Raw genomic sequence first — 18,808 nt, 5'->3', positions numbered from 1 at the left:
CAGGAACCACCTGGACCTCTAAGATCGAGAATTTCTTAGAGGTCTTTGTGGTTTTGGCGGTCTTCCTCGTTGTGCATTGACTCCGTCGTCCGCCGCGGCCTAGAATGCCCGATCTGGGCAGGAACAAATGAACGATTTCCGCCGGCTGTTACCCTTCATACGACCCTATCGTCTCAATCTGGGCATCTCCTTCGTCCTGCTCTTTGCGGCCGGGATCTTCGAGGTTCTGACCACCGCCCTGGCCATCCCCCTGCTGGATGAACTTCTGGGCACGCAGACGGTCCAATTGAACGGCGATCTCCAGAAGAAGCTGGAGCTACTGAAGCGGGGTCTGGCCCTGTTGCCCGGGAGCCTCCTCGAAGAAGTAGCGGTCGCCCTCCTTGTATTCACCCTCGTGAAGGGGCTGTGCCTCTATTTTTCCAACTACCTCATGAGCTATGCGGGGCAGGGGGTCGTGACTGACCTGCGCAATCAGCTCTACCGGCACGTGCTGAGCCAGTCGATGGGCTTCTTCTCCAGAAGCTCCACAGGCCTCTTGATGTCGCGGATGAACAGCGATGTCGAGCAAGTACAGGAAGCCGTATCAACGTCCGTGGCCGACCTGTTTCGTGAATCGGTGCTCCTGATTTCGCTGACCGTCTGGATTTTTTTTATCGACTGGCGGCTCGCCGGTTTGTCGCTCGCGATCGCCCCGCTGGCTCTTGGTCTCACCATGGCCATGGGCAAACGAATCAGGCAGGCCAGCCTTCACAGCCGGGAAAACGTTGCCTCCCTGAGCGACTTGCTGCAGCAGTCGCTCACGGGAATGCGGATCCTGAAAGCATTCGGGATGGAAGAACATGAACAGAACCGTTTTCAGAAGGTCGCCGCCAAGTTGTTCTCAGCCAACATGAGGGCCGCCAGCATCCAGTTTGTCAACTCCCCGGTCATGGAGATGCTGGCGGTGGTTTGTATAGTTCCGCTCCTTATATACGCGAATGCACGCATCCATGCGCACACCTTGACGCCAGGCCTCTTCGGCGGATCGATCTATTCTCTCTTCCGCATGTACGATCCGATCCGGAAGCTCAGCCGCCTGCACGTCAATTTCCAGCGCGCCTTCGCCTCGGCATCGCGGATCAACGAGCTCTTCGACACGCATGTGGAGATTCACGACCGGCCCGGCGCCCGCGCGCTCGAAGGCGTGGACGATTCGGTCAGGTTTGAAAACGTGTGCTTTGACTATCAAGGCCCGCGGGGCCAGAAGCCCGTGCTGAAGAACATCAATCTCCGGGTCCAGCGCAATCGGGTGGTCGCCCTGGTCGGGAGCAGCGGCTCGGGCAAATCCACGCTGGTGAGCCTGATTCCTCGCTTTTACGACGTGTCGTCGGGTGCGGTGCTGATCGACGGCGTGGATGTGCGCGACTACACTCAGAGCTCGCTGCGCAGGAACATCGCTATCGTCACTCAGGACACATTCCTTTTCAACGACACCATCCACAACAATATCGCCTACGGCGACATTCGAGCGTCGGAGGAGAGGATCGTCGCGGCCGCACGCGCCGCGCTGGCACACGATTTCATCATGCAGATGCCGAAGAAGTATGAAACGCGCATCGGCGAGCGCGGCCAGCGGTTATCCGGGGGGGAGAGGCAGAGGATTTCCATTGCGCGCGCCATCCTGCGCAATGCACCGATCCTGATCCTGGATGAAGCCACATCGGCGCTTGATTCGGAATCCGAGCAGCTTGTGCAGCAAGCCTTGGGCAATCTCATGCAGGATCGGACCACGTTCGTCATTGCACACCGGCTGTCGACCATCCGCAACGCGGACATGATCGTTGTCATAGATAAAGGCAGAATATTGGAGATCGGCACCCACGACAGCCTCCTGGAATGTAACGGCCTTTACTATCGCTATTTCCGCCTCCAGACCGACGAAGCGTTTGCCCAGGGGCAAGCCTGACACAGCCGTCTTAGCGTCCGGGAATGTCATGCTGATTGGAGCCGCATTCCAAAAACCTCAACGCAGAGCTCGCTGAAATCGCAGAGGCGGCAGAAGATCTGCAATCCTCGCGGGCGGTGTGTGTCGCAGTAACTATGTGATAATGCTTGCCGTCACGTGCTGTGAGGAGATAAAATGATTGGATTTGGTTGCTGAGGGTTTCAGAAGGATGATCCAGAGCATGACTGGCTACGGCGCAGTATCGCTCCAGAAGGACGGAGCCACGGTTGCCGCCGAAGTTCGGACGGGAAATCACCGCTTTCTGGATCTCCACGTTCGTCTGGCCCGTGAGTATGGTTTTCTGGAGGCCGACATTTCTCAACTGGTACGCGATGCGCTGCACCGCGGCCGGGTTGATGTAGCAGTCACGGTTCAAGCGGCCATCCCCACAGAATGCCTTGTCAGCCTGAGCACGGCCCGAAGCTACGTGGAAGCCGCCGCCCGGCTTCGCGACGAGTTTCACCTGGAGGATACGCTCGACTTGAAAGCGCTGTTGACTCTACCGGGTGTGCTCCAAAGCCAGAATCTCTTTTCACCCGAACAGCCCGCAGCAGGGGCGGACCTTCGTGGATTTGTGCTGGCCGGAGTGCGCCAGGCCCTGGAGACAGTGCTGCAGATGCGGCGTCAGGAGGGGCAGGCGCTCGAATCTGAGATGAAGCGGTATCTCCGCAACATCCGTGACAAGGTGGCCTCGATTCGTGCCTATATGCCGGCAGTGCTGGTCGAGTACAGGCAGAGGCTGGAGGAAAGGCTGAAGTTTCTCCTTCCTCAAGTGACGCCGGATCCTCAGCGGTTGGCCCAGGAAGTCGCGTTGCTCGCGGAGAAATCCGACATCTCGGAAGAGATCACCAGGCTGGAAAGCCACCTCGATCAATACGCGGGCGTTCTGGATGACGGGCGCGAGGTGGGGAAGAAGATGGATTTTCTGCTTCAGGAGATGCACCGGGAGGTCAATACGGTGCTGTCGAAAACGGGACACCTCGAAGTGACGCGCCTTGGGATCGCGCTCAAGGCCGACATCGAGAAGTTGCGCGAACAGGTTCAAAACGTGGAATAGTATGCCCCGAAAAGGCAGCCTGATCATCGTATCGGGGCCATCCGGAGCGGGTAAGTCCGCCCTTGCCTCGGCTGTGCTGGCGATTCTGCCGGGCCTGCGCTTCTCGATCTCGTATACCACTCGGGCGCCGAGGGGAAACGAGCGCGAGGGAGTGGAGTACCATTTCGTCACCAAGTCGGAGTTCGAGGCTCTGATCCGAGGCGGCGATCTGCTGGAGTGGGCTGAAGTTTACGGAAACTATTACGGCACGGCGCGCCGGTTCATCGACGACAGGCTCGAGCAGGGAGACGATGTCCTGCTGGATATAGATGTGCAAGGTGCCCGCACCATGCGTGGGAAGCGGCCGGATGCCATCAGCATCTTTATTATGCCCCCCTCCTACCAGGTGTTGCGGATGCGGCTGGAAAACCGGCGGCTCGACAAAGAGTACGTCATTGAACAACGGCTCAAGATCGCGCGCCGTGAAATCGTGCAATACCGGGATTACGATTATCTGATCGTCAATGACGAGTTTGATGTGTCTGTAGAGAAACTGAGAGCCATCATATTGGGATCCCGTTGTCGAATGACTTCGCGAGCCGAGTCAGCTGAGTCGATTGTTGCTACGTTTGGAGGAATGGATGCCGAAGATCCCTGAAGGTATCGGATCTAAATATCGTTTCATCATCATTGCTGCCGAAAGAGCCAAGCAGCTGCAGAACAGGGCCAAGCCGAAGGTCAAGATCAGGTCTGCAAAGCCTGCACATATCGCGATGCGCGAGGTGGAAGACGGACTGATCAGTTTCGAAATTCCGCAACCGCCGGAGCCGACTCCGGAAAGCTAGGAGGTGGCAGTGAAGGTCGGTCTGGGGGTGACGGGCTGCATCGCGGCATACAAAGCCGTGGAAGTCATGCGCGGTTTGCAGAAGGCAGGAGTCTCGGTGCAGGTCGTCCTCACGCGTTCTGCCCGCCGCTTCGTCGCGCCGCTGACCTTTGAAGCACTCTCCGGGCAAAGTGTGATCACCGGCATGTTCCGCTCCGGCGGAAACCTTTCGATTGAGCACATCCATCTCGCCCAGGAAATCCAGATGCTCGCCGTGGTTCCGGCAACCGCCAACATCCTGGGCAAGTTCGCGCACGGCATCGCCGATGATTTCCTGTCCACGCTGTACCTGTCCTGCCCGGCCCCGGTCCTGCTGGCGCCGGCCATGAATGTGGAGATGTGGAAACATCCCGCTGTGCGCACCAGCGTCGAAATTCTGAAACATCGCGGACACATCTTCGTCGATCCCGAGCCGGGCACCCTCGCCTGCGGCATGGAGGGTGAGGGGAGACTCGCCGAGGTCGACAGGATCGTGGCAGGCATTCTTGAGGCCTTGCATTCCGGCGAATCTCTGGCCGGACAGAAGGTCCTGGTTACGGCGGGGCCCACTATCGAGGACCTGGATCCGATCCGATTTCTGTCAAACCGCAGTTCGGGAAAAATGGGATATGCGGTCGCGCAGGCGGCGCGCCAGCGCGGCGCCGAAGTCGTACTGGTATCCGGTCCGACCGGGCTCGATCCACCGGCCGGAGTGCGCGTGATCCCGGTGCGTTCGGCGGACGAAATGAAGACGGCAGTGCTCGATCTCTATCCACATATGGACATCGTGCTCAAGGCGGCCGCGGTTGCCGATTATCGTCCCGCAGAGTATGCACCGGAAAAGCTTAAGAAGAGCGGACAGGCCGTCGCTCTGTCGCTCGTTCCCACCGACGATATTCTGGCGCGGCTCGGGGCCACGAAGAAAAACCAGGTTCTGGTCGGATTCACTGCCGAAACCCAGGATCTGCTGGCACGCGCACGCGAAAAGATGGTGCGCAAGAACCTGGATATGATGGTCGCCAACGATGTTTCCAGCGGCGTCTTCGGGGCCGATACCGCCACGGTCCATGTCTTGAGTTCCTGCGGCAATACCGTAACGATCCAGAATCGCTCCAAGCTGGAGATCGCTCATCGCATCCTGGATCTGGCGCTGCGGGTGCGTCACGTTCGCGCCGAGAATCCATAGCGGTGCGCGTGGTCCTGTGAAGCGTTGATAAGGTTAGTACCGGTTCTCCGAAGGTTGATGAAACTTCACAGCCCGGAGAGTTCTGGAGCACGCCCTGGCGGAAGATGAAATCCGGAATTGTAACCATTGCAGGCCGGCCGAATTCCGGCAAATCCACTCTGCTCAACGCTCTCGTAGGGCAGAAGATCTCGATCGTCTCTCACAGCCCGCAGACAACGCGTCATCGCATCCTCGGCATTCTCACCGACTCCCGTGGCCAGATTGTGTTCGTCGACACCCCGGGGATTCACCGGCCCGAATACCGCATGAACAGAAGGATGCAGCGCACCGTGGCCGACTCTCTGCGCGACGTGGACCTGGTGCTGCTCATGGTCGACGGCTCCGGCGCGTTCGGCGCCGGGGAGAGCTATGTCCTGGAACTGGTCAAGAAGGCAGGTCTTCCCACTTTGCTGTTGATCAACAAGATCGACAGAATGGCCAAGCCGCGCCTGCTGCCTTTGATTCAGCGGTATGCGGGGGCTTATGACTTTCTCGAGATCATCCCTGTGTCGGCTCTGACCGGGGATAACCGCGACCTCCTGGTGGACAAGGTGCTGGAACACCTCCCCGAAGGTGAATTTCTTTACGGCGCCGAACAGGTCACGGATCGCACCGAGAGATTTCTGGTGGCGGAGTACATCCGTGAAAAGATCCTGGCGTTCGCGCGCGAAGAACTGCCTTACACGACCGCGGTGCTGATCAGGAAGTTCGATGAAAGCCAGCGGGAGAGCAAGAAACTCGTATTGGTGGAAGCGGACATCCTGGTTGAAAAAAAGTCGCAGCAAGGTATCATCATCGGCAAGGAAGGAGCTCAGCTGCGCGGAGTCGGGGCGGCAGCACGCCGGGATCTTGAGCAGCTGCTGGCATGCAGGCTCTTCCTTGGATTGACTGTGCGCACGGTCCCGAAGTGGCGCGACAATAATGCGGTGCTAGACGATCTGGAAGTCGGGATATGAGCGACCTCGACAGCCTGGGCAGAGAAATACTCGAACACTTGCGTTGTTACCGCGATCGGGGAGTTCGTCTGGCGGCGGACAGACCGGGTACCCGGCAGCCGGGCACCGCTTCCACGACGGCCAGCGGGCGGCCGAGCGCAGCCACCGCAGCGCCTTCTAAGATCGCCGTGGCGGTTTCCCGCGCCTCGCTGTTCGATGAGCAGGCTTTGGCGCCCGAGGACCTGCACGCAATCCGTACGGATCTGGGCGATTGCCAGCGATGCAAGCTGGCGCGAACGCGGACCAACATCGTGTTCGGGGTGGGGAATCCGAAGGCCGAGCTGATGTTCGTCGGTGAGGCACCAGGAGCCGACGAGGACGAGCAAGGGCTGCCGTTTGTCGGGCGTGCAGGACAGCTGCTGACCAGGATCATCCAGGCGATCGAAATGCAGCGCGAGGACGTCTACATCTGCAATATCCTAAAATGCCGGCCACCGCAGAATCGCAATCCCGAGGCGGACGAGATCGCCGCGTGCCAGTCCTTCCTTTTCAGGCAGATCGCCTCCGTGCGGCCGCGGGTAATCTGCGCGCTCGGTACCTTCGGAGCCCAGACGCTGCTGCGGACCAAGGAGCCGATCTCCAGGCTGCGCGGGCAATTCATTGATTTCCACGGCGCGAAATTCATCGCCACGTTCCACCCGGCCTATCTGCTCAGAAATCCCAATGAAAAACGGAAGGTCTGGGAGGATGTTCAGAAAATCAGGGACTACCTGCGTTCGTTTCACACCTGAAAGAACTGTCAAGTTCGCACCGTACCGCTGAGATTCAAGCACGCAAAGGCCCAAAGAAGATGCCGGAAAAATGACAACCTTTGTCGATGTCGCCGTTCCCCTCGGAGTGCGCAAGACGTTCGCGTACTCGGTTCCGCCCGCCTTGACGACGCGAGTTGCCGTCGGTGCCCGTGTTCTGGTGCCGTTCGGGCGCAAGCTGGCCGTCGCCTTCGTGGTTGGGTGCAGCACCTCGCCGCCGGCCGGCGATTTCCGCATCCGCTCCATTCGGGACGTGATCGGCAACGAGCCCGCGCTCCCGCCAGCATTGGTGGAGCTCGCGCTCTGGGTTGCCGACTACTATTTTACGGCCCCGGGAGAGATCCTGCGCGCTTTCCTACCGGCGGGGAGCGTGGGTGCCGGTGAGCGTAAGGTGCGGCTGAGTGCGCGCACGCGGGATTTGATCTCGGGCGGACTGAGGCCGCCCGGCCTCCACCCCAAAGAGGAGCTCCTGCTGGAGACGCTTGCACATGCAGGCGAAATGAGCCTGAAGAAACTGGCCGCTCATGCCGGGCTGAGCGACGCCCAACAGTGGATGGAAGGCTTGGTGGAACGCGGCCTCCTGCAGACGGAAGATTACATCGAACGCGCACGCATCACCGAAAAAACGCAGTTAGGCATCAAGGCGCTGCCGGCCGAACCGGAGACGATCGCGCGCCTGACAGGTGCGCAGCGCGAGATGTATGCACAGTTGCGTTCAGCCGGAGGCACGCTCGCATTGCAGGCCGCGTTGCGGCTCGCGGGCGGTGGTCCGGGCATTGCGCGGGCCCTCGAGAAAAAAGGCCTGGCCGAGATTGCACCGATGCAGATGGATCGCGTCCCGCTCGAGTTGTCGGAGATTCCCTCCCGCAAGCTGCTCGTATTCACACCTGCCCAGCGTGAAGCGTTCGCGCGTCTACGCACTCTCGTTCTGGGCACAGAAAGCGTGCGCTGCCTCCTGCACGGCGTCACGGGCAGCGGCAAAACGGAGATCTACCTGCGGCTCATCGCTGAAGTGCTCCAGTCCGGGAACACCGCGATGCTGCTTGTGCCCGAGATCGGCCTGACTCCGATGCTGAGCCGGATTGCCGCGTCGCATTTTCCCGATCGGGTGGCTCTGCTGCACAGCGGCATGTCGCCCGGCGAGCGTTTCGACCAGTGGAACCGCATCCGCTCCGGCGCGGCGCAGGTGGTCGTGGGCACGCGTTCGGCCGTATTCGCGCCGATGGAAAAACTGCGTCTGATCGTGATCGACGAGGAACAGGATGCCTCCTACAAGCAGGACGAGTCGCCATGCTACCACGCGCGGGAGGTTGCCTGGCGCCGTCTGCAGCGCTCCGGCGGCGTTCTGCTGATGGGCTCGGCGACCCCTTCCGTGGAAACCTTCTACCATGCGCAGGACGGTTCGGATGTCCTCCGCATCACACTGCCGGAACGCATCGAAGCTCGTCCGCTGCCGAAAGTCGCCGTTGTGGACATGAGCATCGAGTTCCAGCGCCATGGCCGGAAGACGGTCGTCTCCGAACGGCTGCGCGGCGAATTGGAGGAGAACTTGCGCCGCGGCGAACAATCGATCGTCCTGCTCAATCGTCGTGGCTACTCGCGATCGCTCCTGTGCAGAGGTTGCGGGAACGTCTTTTCCTGCCCCGATTGCAGTATCTCCATGACATATCATCAGAAGGAAGGCCGTCTGATCTGTCATTATTGCGGCATCGAAAGGAAAACTCCGTCGGCCTGCAGCAGCTGTGGCGGCGAATATATCTACTTTGTCGGGGTGGGGACTGAGCAGCTGGAGGAGATCCTGCGCAACATGTTTCCAGGAGCGCGCCTGGCACGCGTCGATCGCGACACGACCCGGCGGCGCGGTGCACTGCGCAAGCTGCTGTTCGATTTTGCCGCGCACAAGCTGGATATGCTGGTGGGCACACAGATACTCGCCAAGGGGCACGATTTCCCCGATGTGACCCTCGTCGGGGTTGTTTCGGCTGATGCCGGGTTGTCCTTTCCGGATTTTCGCTCTGCCGAGCGGACTTTTCAATTGCTGACCCAGGTGTCCGGCAGAGCCGGGCGCGGCCAGGTTGCGGGCCGTGTCGTCATACAGTCATTTTACCCCGATCATTACGCGCTCCAGTTCGCACGCCGGCAGGATTACTGCGAGTTCCATCGGCGCGAGATCGAATTCCGCAGGCTGCTCGGGTATCCCCCGTTCCGCAGGCTGGTGCAGATCCTCATCAGTGCCGGAACCGCGGAGAAAGGGCTGCGTATCGGCGAGAAGGTCGCGGAGGAGGTGAAATCGACTGCAATCCGGCACGGAGCCAAATCCAGGGTGCAGGTTTTGGGCCCGGCTGCAGCCCCGCTGGAGAGGCTGCGCGGACGATACCGATTCCAGGTGCTGCTGAAGGCGGAACCGGGTGAACACTTGAGCTCGATTTTGCAGGAGGCATTCACCAACCTGGGTAAACGCAAGGTGCCTCTCAAGAGCATCCATGTCGACGTCGATCCGCTCTCTCTACTCTAGTCCGGCCTGCAGGAGCCGGCATGGCTGCTCTTTACGCACACGGTCTGTTTGGCAGTCAAGGCTCTGCTATTCTGGCTTATCGGGGTGTAGAAGGCTTATAATCTGGTGTCCGTGCCGCCATGATGCTCGACCGCCGGGATGCTCGTGAACATGTTACACGCAAGCGCAGCCTCAGCCTCGCTTTGCTCGTGACCTGCGCATGGTTTATCGTAGAGCTGGCGGCCGGTTTTTACACCAACAGCTTGGCCCTGCTTGCCGATGCGGCCCACATGCTGACCGACCTCGCGGCCCTCTCGCTGAGCCTGTTTGCGCTGACCATCTCCGCCCGCCCCGCCACCAACGAAAAAACGTATGGATACGTGAGGGCCGAGATTCTCGCGGCGCTCGCCAACGGCGTGATTCTGGTTCTGGTCGGCCTGTTTATCGCATACCAAGCCTATCATCGCCTGCTGCAACCGCCGCCGGTCAGGAGCACAATGATGCTGGCCGTTGCCAGCGTCGGCCTGGGAGCCAATCTGGTTGCCGCCAGGCTGCTCTCACACTCCGACCTGGAAAACCTGAATCTGCGTGGTGCGTTCCTCCATGTGCTCGGTGACATCATGGGGTCGCTGGGAGCAATCAGCGCGGGCATTATCATGTCGGTGTGGGGCTGGTTCCTCGCCGATCCTGTTGTCTCGCTCGTTGTCGCTGCGCTCATACTGTACAGTTCGTGGCGATTGATGCGGGACAGCGTCGACGTGCTGCTTGAGGGGACGCCACGGCACCTGGACATTGGCGCCATTCTGTCAGATCTGGGAAGCGTGGACGGCGTTCTCTCGGTGCACGAACTGCACGTTTGGTCCATCACCTCCGGGTTGCCGGCCATGAGCTGCCACATCGTGCTGCGGAGCGACGCCGACTCCTCCGCGGTGCTCAAGACACTCAGCCGTCTCATGCGCACCCGCCACCGCATCGAGCACACGACCATTCAGATCGAAAAAGATGAAGCCTTTGTGCCGGAGGTGCGCTGAGAGCGAGACTTTCCTCAACGTACAGGCCCACGCCGACTGAATCTTAACGTTTTTGATTGAAATTGCGCGGGGCCGGTTTAATATGAACCTATCGGTTAAAGCTACAAAATGAACTTTCTGCCCTAGAATTTCAGATGATGCTCCAATCCATCGGGCCGAAGGCCACACAAAGCTGACATGCAGACCTGGTTTGGACTGAAGATATGAACTCAGAAGCCCGCGGTGGTGGCGCCCTGGACAGGCCTGCGCCACAGTGCCGATGCGGGAATCACCGACAAACATGATCATGCCAAGAGCTTGGAGAGGCAAACCGTGAAAGAAAAAGAGGAGGGGAAACCTTCGGGTCCGCGCCGCGTTCCGGATGCAGACCAGGCGTGGATGGACGAGAACTTCGAACCCCTGACCGCACAATCGCTGGCTACTCTGCGTCAAGGGTATTCCTGGGTGCGTGAACTGGAGGTGCGATATCCCGGCTGGCGGCTCCACGCGGCCGCGAGCTTCGAATTTGCTCTGCCGAAAAAGAAGGCCGCCCAATCTAAAATCTGTCTGGTGGGCCTCGCCGGCGTGTACCTCAGGAGCCAGAAACCCTTCAATACTTCACCCGGTGTCGTGCCCCCGAATCTCAGGTCCATGGGTTTCCGCTCGCGTGGCGACTGGTCCATGCGCGAGATCCCCGTCGATTGCGACGCGAGGGATCTGGCCATCGCGCATGCGCATTACGACCACGCAGATGCGGACGAAGATATCAACTGCGTGTTTCCGCTGGCACGGCTGCGAGAGCTGGAAATCGAGGAATGGATCGGCAGCTGTGCGGAAGTTCACTACTCCCTCATGGGCTATGCGCCCGATGCTGCCCCGCTCATCGGAACGACGAGGAACGAGATCATCCCGCGGCTGCGAAGGCAGGGTGTGGATGCTGTGGTCGTATGCGGCGGCTGCGAGCTGAGTCACCAGTCGGGCGCGCTGATCCAGCGCGCCATCGAGGCGGAGGGAATCCCGACTGTCGGCGTCTCCGTGTGTCCCGACATCACTCATGAGCTGCTCGTGCCGCGCGCAGTGGCGCTGCGATTCCCGCTCGGCAATCCCTTCGGCGCCGCCATGGATGCGCCGATGCAGGAGCGGATTCTCAAGGACGCGCTGCAACTGCTCGAATCGGTCGAGACTCCCGGTCAGGTTCTGACGCTGCCTTACGAATGGGTCAGACTCTGAGATGGCAAGAACGCGGCCCGGACCGCAAAGATCCGCACGACTCCAGAGGTTCTGCCGCGGTTTATGCGCGGTCCGTGCGGGTTGCAGGGCAGGGAATTGCGGCCTCACGATAACGGAGGAACCGCCGGGGGGGGTGGCGGCGGTTGATAGTCCTGGGCGGGCCGCTCGATTTTCCGCTTCTCGAATACGGCGACACCGATCACTCCGCCCCCTGCCCCTATCAGGGAAAAGATCGCGATAGTCAGCAATGCGGCGAAGATCATCAGGACGACAATTGCGCTCCCCTGGGTCGGCATGGTGGCAAGGGCTTCGCGGAACCACTGCGGCAGGTTCGGTATCTCGCTGAGATTCCGGCGCGTCTCCTCGAACATCCCCATCCTGCCGCCGCTCAACAGGAACCCGAGGGAAATGCTGAAAAGGCAGTAAACCATCCCCCCGATCGCTCCCGTTAGAAGGCCGAGTCCGACTCCGCTGCCCAGCGTTACCGCCAGCGGGGAACTCTTCACATACAGGTGGGCCGCCAGGATCCCACCGCCAATCGTCCAGATACAGCAGCAAAGCTGGATTCCCGGAATGACCGAAACGATTCCCAGAAGCACACCCCCGATCAGCGCCGGCTTCAACATTCCATTCTCGTTCATGAAAGGCCTCCCAGAACGCCGGCATCGAAGCGTTTGCGCTTCCAGCGAGCTTCATGGATGAACTCTTCAAGAGCGGTCGACAGCAATAGCGAAAGCATGGCGCCAAAGACGAATCCCGTAGCGAGACGACTGAAGGGCGTATTCGTCCAGACTCCCAGGAAGGGACCCAGGGCATCCAGCAGAATCGGTGCGGCTGCACACGCAACCCAGAGCCTGCGCAGCTGCGGTGCATCCAGAATACGCGTGAGACGGAACGGCAGCAACGAAGCCAAGAACAATCCAAAGTAGATTCCCGAACAACGGTGGCAGACCGCCCACTGATGGCCGAGAAGGGTGAAGGAGCGGTCCGCATCCTGATGACACACGGGAGAAAAAAGCGCAAACAGCAGCGCGGCCGCCTGCGAATATCCCATGGCCCGCAGCAGCGGAGCGGCCAGAAAAGCGGCGCAGAGACCCGCCCAGAGAAGTGAGAGAATGACTCGTGGTGCAAGCGATGCCATGCGCGCCAGGCTATATTTCATAATTAAAACGACATTATAACCGATACGCGCGTTGTGCAGAGACTACATTCGCACCGCGCGGTAATTGAGATATCGCGGTCCCATTTGGAAAAGGAATGTGGCCACCGCGACCACGACAGCCGCTGCGGCGACGCTCGATCCGATGCAAATTCCTTTGTAGAGGCCCGGCCGTGAGAAACGCTGCTGGAACCGGATACAGCCCCGCGCCGCAAATTGCAACTCACATGAGTATTGCCGTCGGATGCGTGCCTCAGCCCTGTATTCAAAAGGCCGGGGGCATGCCTGCGCACTCGCGCCCACCGGCAAAAACAGCGGCGACAGCGCAATTACGAGTGTTGTCGTAATACGGATTTCCTGTTCTCCGCGACCACCACGGACGGGTGAAACGGCCCATGTGAGACAAGAACTCATACACAAGCTCTTGTGTTAGAAACCGGTCTCGACCCCAAATCTTGTGGAATATTTCCAAATACTACTTGACACCTAATTTTGATTCCTTTATACAAATGAACAGAATAAAGAGAGTGCGGATGCGAGTAGGATTGACGTTCAACCTGAAGCGAGGAGAGCCGGAGGAGGGGCAGGACCCTCCAAGTACCAGCCGCGAGGCGCAGGCCGAGTGGGACGACCAGGACACCGTGGATGCGGTTCTGGGAGCCCTTAGGGAGCGTCACGAGGTGATCCCGATCGATGCGGCCGAGGACCCCTACAACGCGCTTCGCGAGAGCCGCCCGGACATAGTTTTCAACATGGCCGAAGGGAGTTTCGGCCCCTGCCGCGAAGGGCACATCCCCTCAATTCTCGAATACCTCAACATTCCGTACACGGCGAGTGATCCGCTGACGTTGAATCTCTGTCTGGACAAGTCGCGCGCCAAGGAGATACTGGCCTATTACGGTCTGCCCACCGCGCGTTTCCGGGTTGTTGCGGACCGGAACCAGCCCTTCAACAGCCTCCATTTCCCGCTTCTGGTCAAGCCCCTATTCGAAGGCTCCAGCATCGGGATCCGTAATGACTCGCTGGTGGCAACCGTAGAGGACCTGCGGGCCAGAATCGCCTGGGTGCTTGAGCGCTTCCGGCAGCCGGCCTTGGTGGAGGAGTTCCTGGCGGGGCGCGAGTTCACGGTGGCCATCCTGGGAAACGGTGAGGATGCTCGTGTGCTTCCGATTGTCGAGATCCGGTTCGAGTCACTTCCGAAGGGGATGAATCCGATCTACTCATATGAGGCCAAATGGATCTGGGATCAGAGTTCAAATCCGCTGCAGATTTTCGAATGCCCCGCACGCATCAGCGCGGAAGCCAGGGCGGAGATCGAACGCATTTGCCTGGGTGCCTACCGAACCATGAGGTGCCGTGACTGGTGCCGCATCGACATTCGTCTCGATGCATCGAACTGCCCGCACATCCTGGAACTCAACCCATTGCCCGGGATTCTGCCTCGGCCGGAGGACAACTCGTGCTTCCCCAAAGCGGCGCGGGCTGCGGGAATGAATTACAACCAGCTGATCAATGCGGTTCTGGACATCGCGTGCCGGCGCTGCGGGCTAAACTGATGGTGAGATCCGACTGCATCATCCTGTACAACGCAGCCACCCTAAGGGAATTGCCGTGGTCGGAGGAGAAGGTCTATCCGGCCAATCTCATTCGCGAGGAGGTGGGTGCGATCGAGGAAAGTCTGCGCGAGTTGGGATACAGCCCATATGTGCTCGCGGTCGATCAGTTTTCGAAGGACCTGGTTTTGACCTTCTACCGCATGGCGCCGAGGTTTGTCTGGAACCTCTGCGAGGAGATTCAGGGGGACTGCAACCTCGAAATGTGCATCGCCGGGATGCTCGAGCTCATGAACATTCCGTATACCGGATCGGGACCGCTGGCTCTGGGTCTGGCATTGAACAAGTTCCGGGTCAAGCAGGTTCTGCAGTCGACCGGAATCCCGGTGCCGCGCGGATATCTGTGTGCCCTGGGCCAGCGGCTCAGGCCGCGGGCGAAGCGCCGATTCCCGGTCATCGTCAAGCCGGTGCATGAGGACGCCAGCCTGGGCATCAACTCCAAGTCGGTATGCCACGATCTCGCCCAGTTGCAGAAGCAGGTCGCTTACATCCATGATGTTTATCAGCAGGATGCTCTGGTCGATGAGTATCTGGAGGGGAGGGAATTCAACGTCGCTGTTCTGGGCGACCGGGAGCCGCAGGCGCTGCCGATCTCGGAGATCGATTTCAGCCGGATGCCGGCGGATGAGCCGCGGATCGTGAGCTACCGTGCGAAGTGGGATGAGGAGAGCATTGTCTGTCAATGCACGGTGCCGGTATGTCCTGCGGAGATACCGGCGCGCCTGGAAAACCGGATCAAGCTCATCGCCCTGAGAAGCAGCAAGTGCATCGGGTGCCGGGATTATGCCCGTATCGACATGAGGACGGACGCCGACGGGAACATCTATGTGCTCGAAGTCAATCCGAATCCCGATCTCTCTCCGCAGGCAGGATTTGTGCGTGCGGCGCGGGCTGCGGGAATGACTTACACTGACCTGGTTGCTCGGATCACTCAATCGGCCTTGGAACGAGGCACAAAGGTTCCCACCACTGCCTATGCCTGCTCCTGACTCTCATATACATTCGATTCGCAACCTGATCGCGGGCGACCGCCCAGCTGTCGCCCGGATCATAAGAGACGTCGGCAACTTCAGCCCGGCCGAGATCGACTGTGCGCTGGAGCTTGTGGATACCTACCTCAGCGACCCCGATCAGAAGGACTATCGAATTGTCGTCGCCGAATGCGAGGGCGGGGACACGTGCGGTTATGCCTGCTGGGGACCGACCCCGCTCACCAAGGGAACCTTTGATCTCTACTGGATTGCTACCCATCCCGGAACTCAGGGGCGGGGTGTCGGGCGAGCGCTAATGCATTACGTCGAAAACAGAGTAGGCGAGGAACGTGGAAGGCTTCTCGTGCTTGAGACTTCTTCCAAGGAATCCTACGGCAAGACCGTCGGATTCTATCGCCGCCTGGGTTACCAAGAGGCGTCGCGGATACCGGATTTCTACGACGTCGGTGACGACAAGCTGATTTTTGTCAAGAGATTTTCCCGGTAAGGAGAGGTTTGGTCCATGGAACAGTGGATGCTTGATCTGCGCAACAGCGTCACCAAAGGAGAAACCATCAGCGAAGATTTCGACGCCGATGTTGATGGCATCAACGAGGCCCGCGCCGTCTATCCCATGAGGATTCCGCGCTATTACTACAATCTGATTCGGGAGAAGGGTGATCCCATCTGGATGCAGTCGATCGCATCCATTCAGGAGCTGCAGGACGTCGACGCCCCGGAAGATCCGCTGCATGAGGACGATGACAGCCCGGTTACCCGTCTCACCCATCGCTACCCCGATCGCGTGCTGCTTCTGATCACCGACCGATGCCCGATGTACTGTCGGTTCTGCACGCGCAAGAGAATGGTGGGCCGCACCAGCGACATTACGGAGCGGACCATTGCCATCGGCATCGAATATATCCGGGCGCACCCGGAGATCCGCGACGTTCTGCTTTCGGGCGGCGACCCGTTGATGGTCAACGACGAAAAGCTGGAGAGCATCATTTCCAGGCTGCGCGCCATCCCGCACGTGGAGATCATCCGCATCGGAACCCGGTTCCCGTGTGTTCTCCCCAGCCGGATCACCGACGACCTCTGCAACATGCTGAAGAAGTATCATCCCATATACCTCAACACCCATTTTAACCACCCGCGCGAGGTGACGCCCCAGGCCAAGGCAGCCTGCGAGCGCCTCGCGAATGCCGGAATTCCGGTCGGCTGCCAGACGGTGCTGTTGCGGGGAGTCAACGACGATCCTGAAACCATCAAGGAGCTCATGCACAAGCTTCTGATGATGCGCGTGCGCCCTTACTACCTCTACCAATCCGATCTCACGCGCGGCACCAACCATTTTCGCACGCGCGTGGAAATGGGCCTTCAGATCATGCAGGCGTTGCGGGGTTACACCACCGGCTTTGCCGTGCCTCAATTCGTGATCGATGCTCCGGGCGGCGGCGGCAAAATCCCGCTGATGCCGGAATATGTCGTCGATTTCGGCGAGCGCGAAATTGTGCTGAGAAATTTCGAAGGCAGGCTGTACCGGTACCCGCAGCCCGCGGAAGAGTATGTGCGGGATGTGCGCGAGATCGAGGTGATCAACTTCTAAGGATCTCGACGAAGAGATCGCGCTGCAGCCAAATCAACAACCACGAAACCCACAGAGATTTCTTGTGTGGCGCGTGTGTTTGGTGGTGCCTGATAGTGCCGGCTGCGCCATATCGCTTGCCTCTGCCGCAACAGGCTGGTAAGCTTGCCCACGGAAAATCGAAGACTCGATCGTGGCTGGAGAGGGGTGTATGAAATTCATTTTCGTGACCGGAGGGGTGCTTTCTTCGCTGGGCAAAGGATTGGCGAGTGCTTCCATCGGCGCCTTGCTCGAGGCTCGCGGATACAGGATCAACTTCCTCAAGCTCGATCCTTACATCAATGTCGATCCGGGCACGATGAGTCCGTTCCAGCACGGCGAGGTCTATGTCACCGACGACGGGGCCGAGACCGATCTCGACCTGGGACATTATGAGCGCTTCACCAATGTGCGCCTGACGCGGGATAACAACTCGACTACCGGCAAGATCTACCTCAACGTCATCGAGAAGGAACGCAAGGGGGAATTTCTCGGCAAAACCGTCCAGGTGATTCCTCACATCACCAACGAGATCAAAAATACCATCCGGCGTGTGGGGCAGGATGTGGATGTGGCGATCGTTGAGATCGGCGGTACCGTGGGCGACATCGAGAGCCTCCCGTTCCTCGAATCGATCCGTCAGCTGAGAAACGAGGTCGGGCGCGAGAATTCGATCTTCATTCACCTGACGCTCGTGCCTTTTATCGCGACCTCGGGCGAGCTCAAAACCAAGCCCACCCAGCACAGCGTCAAGGAGCTGAGAGAAATCGGTATCCAGCCCGACATCCTCCTCTGCCGCACGGATCGCCTGCTGCCGCGTGAAATCAAGGCAAAGATCGCTCTGTTCTGCAACGTTTCCGAGAAGGATGTCATCACCGCGCTCGATGTCAAGAATATCTACGAAGTTCCGCTCGTGCTGCACAGTGAAGGGCTCGATGGCGCGATCGTACGCTATCTGAGCTTGCCGGTGCATGAGCCGGATCTCAGTCCCTGGAAGGAACTGTTGCACCGCGATCATCACCCCGAGGACACCGTTCGGATCGGAATCGTCGGCAAGTACGTGGAGTATGAGGACTCCTACAAGAGTCTGAACGAGGCGCTCTATCACGGCGGGCTCGCAAACCGGGTGCAGGTGCGCCTCAAATGGATCGAGTCCGAAGGGCTTCTGGACGAAACCCTGGATGCGCAGCTGGCGGGCTACGACGCGATTCTGGTTCCGGGCGGCTTCGGCAAGCGCGGCATCGACGGCATGCTGCGCGCGATCCGGTACGCCCGCACCCACGAGATGCCCTTCTTCGGCATTTGCCTCGGTATGGAGTGTGGCGTGATCGAGTTCGCGCGCAATGTCTGCAGTCTTCAGGCGGACAGCTCGGAGTTCGATCCCGCCGCACCGCATCGCGTCTTTTACATGCTGCGTGAGCTGCTGGGATCGGACATCATGGGCGGAAACATGCGGCTGGGTGCCTTCCCATGCATCCTGGACGACGACTCACTTGCGTACGGCATCTATGGAAAGAAGGAGATCTCCGAACGGCACCGCCATCGTTATGAATTCAACCGCGAGTATGAGGAGATTCTGTCGAGTTACGGCATGAAGTTTTCGGGCAACTCACCCGACCGCAATTTCGTCGAGATCATGGAACTGCCTGGACATCCGTGGTTCCTCGGCTGTCAGTTCCATCCAGAGTTCAAGTCCAAGCCCTTGCAGCCTCACCCGTTGTTTGCCAGCTTCATCGCTGCCGCACTGCGATTCAAACAGGAGCGCGAAGCAGCCCGGCCGCTGGAGCGCGACATCGAAGTCAGAGAGACCCGGATCTAGGCGCTCCCCAAATCGGGACCGCGGATAGAAACAG

17 protein-coding genes are annotated in these 18,808 nt (G+C 59.6%); 15 read left to right on the top strand and 2 right to left on the bottom strand.

Annotation, left to right across the window (positions count from 1 at the left end; translation table 11 throughout):
• Positions 1-127 precede the first annotated feature (127 nt).
• From LAP85_10665 to LAP85_10620, 10 genes are all read left to right on the top strand, one after another.
• Positions 128-1,945 (top strand): ABC transporter ATP-binding protein/permease, encoded by a 1,818-nt coding sequence (locus LAP85_10665; protein ID MBZ5496853.1) that lies wholly within the window; start codon positions 128-130, stop codon positions 1,943-1,945.
• A 220-nt stretch (positions 1,946-2,165) separates the two neighbouring features.
• Positions 2,166-3,041 carry a YicC family protein gene (locus LAP85_10660; protein ID MBZ5496852.1) on the top strand — a complete coding sequence of 292 codons (876 nt, stop codon included), beginning with the start codon at positions 2,166-2,168 and terminating at the stop codon, positions 3,039-3,041.
• A gap of 1 nt (position 3,042) precedes the next feature.
• On the top strand, positions 3,043-3,678 hold the full coding sequence (gmk, locus tag LAP85_10655) for a guanylate kinase (protein MBZ5496851.1): 636 nt from the start codon (positions 3,043-3,045) through the stop codon (positions 3,676-3,678).
• Positions 3,662-3,865 (top strand): DNA-directed RNA polymerase subunit omega, encoded by a 204-nt coding sequence (gene rpoZ, locus LAP85_10650; GenBank protein ID MBZ5496850.1) that lies wholly within the window; start codon positions 3,662-3,664, stop codon positions 3,863-3,865. The genes gmk and rpoZ overlap by 17 nt, the downstream gene beginning before the upstream one ends.
• Positions 3,866-3,868: 3 nt before the next feature.
• On the top strand, positions 3,869-5,068 hold the full coding sequence (gene coaBC, locus LAP85_10645) for a bifunctional phosphopantothenoylcysteine decarboxylase/phosphopantothenate--cysteine ligase CoaBC (protein ID MBZ5496849.1): 1,200 nt from the start codon (positions 3,869-3,871) through the stop codon (positions 5,066-5,068).
• A 104-nt stretch (positions 5,069-5,172) separates the two neighbouring features.
• Complete coding sequence (gene era, locus LAP85_10640) at positions 5,173-6,063, top strand: GTPase Era (protein MBZ5496848.1); 891 nt, start codon at positions 5,173-5,175, stop codon at positions 6,061-6,063.
• Entirely contained in the window at positions 6,060-6,833 is a 774-nt protein-coding gene (locus LAP85_10635) for a uracil-DNA glycosylase (GenBank protein MBZ5496847.1), read from the top strand. The genes era and LAP85_10635 overlap by 4 nt, the downstream gene beginning before the upstream one ends.
• Positions 6,834-6,903: 70 nt before the next feature.
• A complete protein-coding gene (gene priA / locus LAP85_10630) occupies positions 6,904-9,366 on the top strand; it encodes a primosomal protein N' (protein MBZ5496846.1) in 2,463 nt (820 codons plus the stop codon).
• A gap of 122 nt (positions 9,367-9,488) precedes the next feature.
• Entirely contained in the window at positions 9,489-10,376 is an 888-nt protein-coding gene (locus tag LAP85_10625; protein ID MBZ5496845.1) for a cation diffusion facilitator family transporter, read from the top strand.
• 312 nt (positions 10,377-10,688) lie between these two features.
• Positions 10,689-11,585, top strand: a complete 897-nt coding sequence (locus LAP85_10620; GenBank protein MBZ5496844.1) for a hypothetical protein — start codon at positions 10,689-10,691, stop codon at positions 11,583-11,585.
• 104 nt (positions 11,586-11,689) lie between these two features.
• On the opposite strand, the gene LAP85_10615 is transcribed toward LAP85_10620, so the two are convergent.
• Together LAP85_10615 and LAP85_10610 are read right to left on the bottom strand one after the other, a co-directional pair.
• Entirely contained in the window at positions 11,690-12,226 is a 537-nt protein-coding gene (locus tag LAP85_10615; GenBank protein MBZ5496843.1) for a hypothetical protein, read from the bottom strand.
• A complete protein-coding gene (locus LAP85_10610) occupies positions 12,223-12,747 on the bottom strand; it encodes a DUF2085 domain-containing protein (GenBank protein MBZ5496842.1) in 525 nt (174 codons plus the stop codon). Before LAP85_10610 ends, LAP85_10615 begins: the two co-directional genes overlap by 4 nt.
• 530 nt (positions 12,748-13,277) lie before the next feature.
• Between LAP85_10610 and LAP85_10605 the strand changes: the two genes are divergently transcribed.
• From LAP85_10605 to LAP85_10585, 5 genes are all read left to right on the top strand, one after another.
• Complete coding sequence (locus tag LAP85_10605; GenBank protein ID MBZ5496841.1) at positions 13,278-14,300, top strand: D-alanine--D-alanine ligase; 1,023 nt, start codon at positions 13,278-13,280, stop codon at positions 14,298-14,300.
• The gene (locus tag LAP85_10600) at positions 14,300-15,346 is read left to right on the top strand and encodes an ATP-grasp domain-containing protein (GenBank protein MBZ5496840.1); all 1,047 of its coding nucleotides are present in this window, start codon (positions 14,300-14,302) and stop codon (positions 15,344-15,346) included. The genes LAP85_10605 and LAP85_10600 overlap by 1 nt, the downstream gene beginning before the upstream one ends.
• Entirely contained in the window at positions 15,333-15,836 is a 504-nt protein-coding gene (locus LAP85_10595; protein ID MBZ5496839.1) for a GNAT family N-acetyltransferase, read from the top strand. The genes LAP85_10600 and LAP85_10595 overlap by 14 nt, the downstream gene beginning before the upstream one ends.
• A gap of 15 nt (positions 15,837-15,851) precedes the next feature.
• A complete protein-coding gene (locus LAP85_10590) occupies positions 15,852-16,937 on the top strand; it encodes a KamA family radical SAM protein (protein MBZ5496838.1) in 1,086 nt (361 codons plus the stop codon).
• Between the two features lie 190 nt (positions 16,938-17,127).
• Entirely contained in the window at positions 17,128-18,774 is a 1,647-nt protein-coding gene (locus tag LAP85_10585; GenBank protein MBZ5496837.1) for a CTP synthase, read from the top strand.
• Positions 18,775-18,808: the final 34 nt, after the last annotated feature.

Source organism: Terriglobia bacterium, assembly GCA_020072565.1.
Taxonomy (GTDB): Bacteria; Acidobacteriota; UBA6911; order UBA6911; family UBA6911; genus JAFNAG01.
The sequence above is the reverse complement of the archived record's forward strand: the minus strand, read 5'-3'. Positions and strand labels throughout refer to the sequence as shown.